4 protein-coding genes are annotated in these 4,061 nt (G+C 39.3%); all 4 read left to right on the top strand.

The annotated features are described in order from the left end of the window. On the top strand, positions 1-1,278 hold a 1,278-nt coding region (gene tig, locus UC75_RS13650; protein WP_128825281.1), incomplete at its 5' end, for a trigger factor. A 193-nt stretch (positions 1,279-1,471) separates the two neighbouring features. Beyond that, a complete protein-coding gene (gene clpP, locus UC75_RS13645; RefSeq protein ID WP_003654845.1) occupies positions 1,472-2,077 on the top strand; it encodes an ATP-dependent Clp endopeptidase proteolytic subunit ClpP in 606 nt (201 codons plus the stop codon). A gap of 105 nt (positions 2,078-2,182) precedes the next feature. After that, a complete protein-coding gene (clpX, locus tag UC75_RS13640) occupies positions 2,183-3,496 on the top strand; it encodes an ATP-dependent Clp protease ATP-binding subunit ClpX (RefSeq protein WP_005302193.1) in 1,314 nt (437 codons plus the stop codon). Positions 3,497-3,648: 152 nt separating this feature from the next. Continuing rightward, positions 3,649-4,061 (top strand): DUF2846 domain-containing protein (locus UC75_RS21740; RefSeq protein WP_228137374.1); only part of this gene is annotated, 413 nt, incomplete at its 3' end.

Raw genomic sequence — 4,061 nt, 5'->3', positions numbered from 1 at the left:
CCGACGAGCCGTATTAACGAGCAATTTGAAGCTCGTTTGAAACGCACTGCCAAAACTGTGAAGATCAACGGCTTCCGTCCAGGTAAAGTACCTGAAAACGTTGTTCGCCGCGAATATGGTGCAGGCATTTATCAAGAAGTTGTAAATGACATCATTCGTGATAGCGTTTTTGAAGCAATTCAACAAGAAAAAATCAATGCGGTAGGTATGCCGAACATTGATAAAGTTGAACATAAAGAAGATGCTTTAGTTTTTGAAGCGACTGTAGAAGTTTATCCAGAAGTTGCAGTGCAAGCATTCGACGGTTTAGAAGTTGAACGTAAAACAGCTGAAATTAAAGATGCTGACGTTGATGCTATGATCGAAAACTTGCAAAAACAACGTCAAACTTGGGCTGTTACCAAGGGCATGGCGAAAAAAGACATGCAAGTGACTTTTGACTTTGAAGGCACTATCGACGGTGAAAAGTTTGAAGGCGGTTCTGCTGAAGACTTTAAACTCGTATTAGGTTCAGGTCGTATGATTCCTGGCTTTGAAGACGGCATCGTTGGTATGAAAGCTGGTGAAGAGAAAGTAATTGATGTTACTTTCCCAGAAGATTACCAAGCTGAAAACTTGGCTGGTAAAGCAGCTCAGTTCAAAATCACTGTGAAGCAAGTTGAAAAATCAAAACTTCCAGAAATTGATGCTGAATTCTTGAAAATCTTCGGTGTAACTGAAGAAGAAGGCGTTGAGAAATTAAAAGCTGACGTTCGTAAGAATATGGAACGTGAAGTTCGCAATGGTTTACGTAACCAAGTTAAACAAGCTGCTTTTGATGCACTTGTTGCTGCGAACGAAGTTGAAGTTCCAACTGCAATGGTTGCTCAAGAAATTGACCGCCAACGTCAACAAATGGTTCAACAATTCACTCAACAATTTGGTGGTGCAGGCGCGCAATCTTTTGACAAGAGCATGCTTCCTGACGAATTGTTCAAAGAACAAGCAGAGCGCTCTGTTAAGCTTGGCGTATTGGTAAGCAAAGTTTTAGCTGACGCTAAACTTGAAGTTGACCAAGCTCGCGTTGATGCTTACATCGACGACATGGCTTCTTCTTACGAAGATCCAACTGAAGTGATTGAATACTTCAAAAATGATGCTCAACAACGTGCTCAAATTGAAGCAGTTGTATTAGAAGATCAAGTTGTTGATCACATCTTAGCTGGTGCTAAAGTGACTGACAAAGCTGTATCTTATGATGACTTATTGAAAGAACAACAAGCTCGCCGTATGGGCTAATCTTTTAAGAAGTCAGAAAAAGGCGCTTTAGGCGCCTTTTTTGTTTTTCTTTATGTGGTCAATTTGAGTGCGACATTAAGTACTTAGGTATAAATAATATAATATTTCAGTGCGAACCTTTTGCAATTTGAGAAATTATCCCGCATATTGTTGCCATAGGTTAAGTCACAAAAAATTTAGGAATAAATAACGTATGTATGTTCCAACAATTGAAAATGCTTTAGTTCCTGTTGTGGTTGAACAATCTTCTCGCGGCGAACGTTCTTTTGATATTTATTCACGACTTTTACGTGAGCGCGTCATTTTTTTAACAGGTGAAGTTGAAGATAACATGGCAAATCTAATTGTTGCCCAAATGTTGTTTTTAGAAGCTGAAAATCCTGATAAAGATATCCACCTTTATATCAACTCTCCAGGTGGATCTGTGACAGCGGGCATGGCTATTTATGACACGATGCAGTTTATTAAACCTGATGTCGTAACATATTGTATGGGCCAAGCTGCTTCAATGGGTGCATTCTTATTAAATGCTGGTGCTAAAGGCAAACGCTATTGTCTAGAAAATGCCCGTGTCATGATTCACCAACCATTAGGTGGTTTCCGCGGTCAAGCATCGGATATTGAAATTCATGCGCGTGAAATTCTATTTATTAAAGAACGTTTAAACCGCTTAATGGCAGAGCATAGTGGTCAAGACTACGAAACTGTTGCTCGTGATACTGACCGTGATAACTTTATGACAGCACAGTCTGCTAAAGAATATGGTTTGGTTGATCAGGTGTTAAGTAAGCGTCCATAAGGACCTTCTTATATAAATAACTTGAGATGTTGAAAAAGATCTCCATTTAGTTATTTATGCAGTGCATCTTGCCCTAATATTTAAGATTCTATTTGTGGAGTGAATATGTCCGAACATCCTCAAGGACAAAAACATTGTTCATTTTGCGGTAAAACGCAGTCTGAAGTCGGGAAACTGATTGCAGGTGAGGACGCATATATTTGTAATGAGTGTGTGGATGTCTGCTTAGACCTTGTACAAACCAGCCAACAGGTTGAAGCAGGGGACTGGGCGAGTAAGGCATTGCCAAAACCACATGAAATACGTGCTGCGCTTGATCAATATGTAATTGGTCAAGATCTTGCCAAAAAGACATTATCTGTTGCGGTTTATAACCATTATAAACGCCTAAAAGTTGGTCATAATGGCCATGTGTCTAAAGAAGTAGAAATTGCTAAAAGTAATATTCTATTAATTGGACCTACAGGTTCGGGTAAAACTTTACTTGCGCAAACATTGGCTCGCCTTTTAGACGTTCCATTTGCAATGGCAGATGCAACGACATTAACCGAAGCTGGTTATGTCGGCGAAGATGTTGAAAATATTGTACAAAAACTTTTGCAAAAAGCGGACTACGATGTAGAGAAAGCTCAGAAGGGCATTATCTATATTGACGAGATTGACAAGATTACTCGTAAATCTGAAAACCCGTCAATTACCCGTGATGTTTCTGGTGAAGGTGTACAACAAGCATTGTTAAAAATGATTGAAGGTACAGTGGCTTCTATTCCTCCGCAAGGTGGACGTAAGCATCCGCAACAAGAGTTTATCCAAATTGACACCTCGAATATCTTGTTTATTTGTGGTGGTGCATTTTCTGGTTTGGAAAAAATTGTACAGCAGCGTCAAGAGAAAGGCGGTATTGGTTTTACAGCTGATGTTAAAAACAAAGATGAAACCAAAAAACTTGCTGAATTGTTCCGTCAGGTTGAACCAACCGACTTAGTGAAATTTGGTTTAATTCCAGAATTCATTGGTCGTTTACCAGTGATTGCGACACTTGAAGAGTTGGATGAAGAAGCATTAATGCAAATTTTGACTGAGCCAAAAAATGCATTAACTCGCCAGTATCAATATCTTTTCACTATGGAAAATGTTGATCTGATCTTTGAAGATTCTGCATTGCGTGCTATCGCGAAGAAAGCACTTGAACGCAATACGGGTGCGCGTGGTTTACGTTCTATTATGGAGAACGTGCTGCTTGAAACCATGTACGATTTACCAAGTCGCACTGACGTTGGAACAGTCATTATTAATGAAGCAGTCATTAATGGTGAAGCAGAACCTGTTTATAAAGCAGAGCGTCAACCTAAAGAAGCTGCAACACATGAAAGTGTTGCTAAGGCAGATTTAAAGGTTATTGATTCGAAGTCTGCATAGATTTCATTCATCTAAAAAGCATGAATCGCGCGAGTGATTCATGCTTTTTTTGTTTTCAATTTATGTGCGCGGTGTTAATCTTAAAAATACAAAATACGCATAGTTTTGCGTTGTAAAAAATAAATCAAAAACAAAACGCTTTGAGGGATGCCATGCGTTATTTAATCGTATCTTTGTGCTGTGCCGGACTGTTTGTGGGCTGTCAAAGTTCATCTCATTTAGAAAAAAATACGGGTGAATTGACTGCAACCTTACCTAAAGTTGATGTTGAAAAAGAACCTGGTTTATTTGATCAATATCATGTGGGTGGTTTTGCTGTAGGTGGTTGGGTTAATCAAAAATTGGGTCAGACTTTTGTTCCAGTCAAACCACAAAATCAACAAGCTGCTGTTGTTTATCTTTACCGACCAGACACGAAATGGAATCGTCAGGAAATTGCAGCGATAAATCTCTTTGTGAATGGCAAGCGCATTCCGAGTCTATTACATAATCATTATTACTGGATTGAATTGCCAGCAGGAACTTATCGTCTTTCTGCGAGCCGCCCTTTATTGGGTATTCATTT

Origin of the sequence: Acinetobacter sp. V2 (assembly GCF_001188385.1) — a bacterium.
GTDB lineage: Bacteria > Pseudomonadota > Gammaproteobacteria > Pseudomonadales > Moraxellaceae > Acinetobacter > Acinetobacter oleivorans.
The sequence above is the reverse complement of the archived record's forward strand: the minus strand, read 5'-3'. Positions and strand labels throughout refer to the sequence as shown.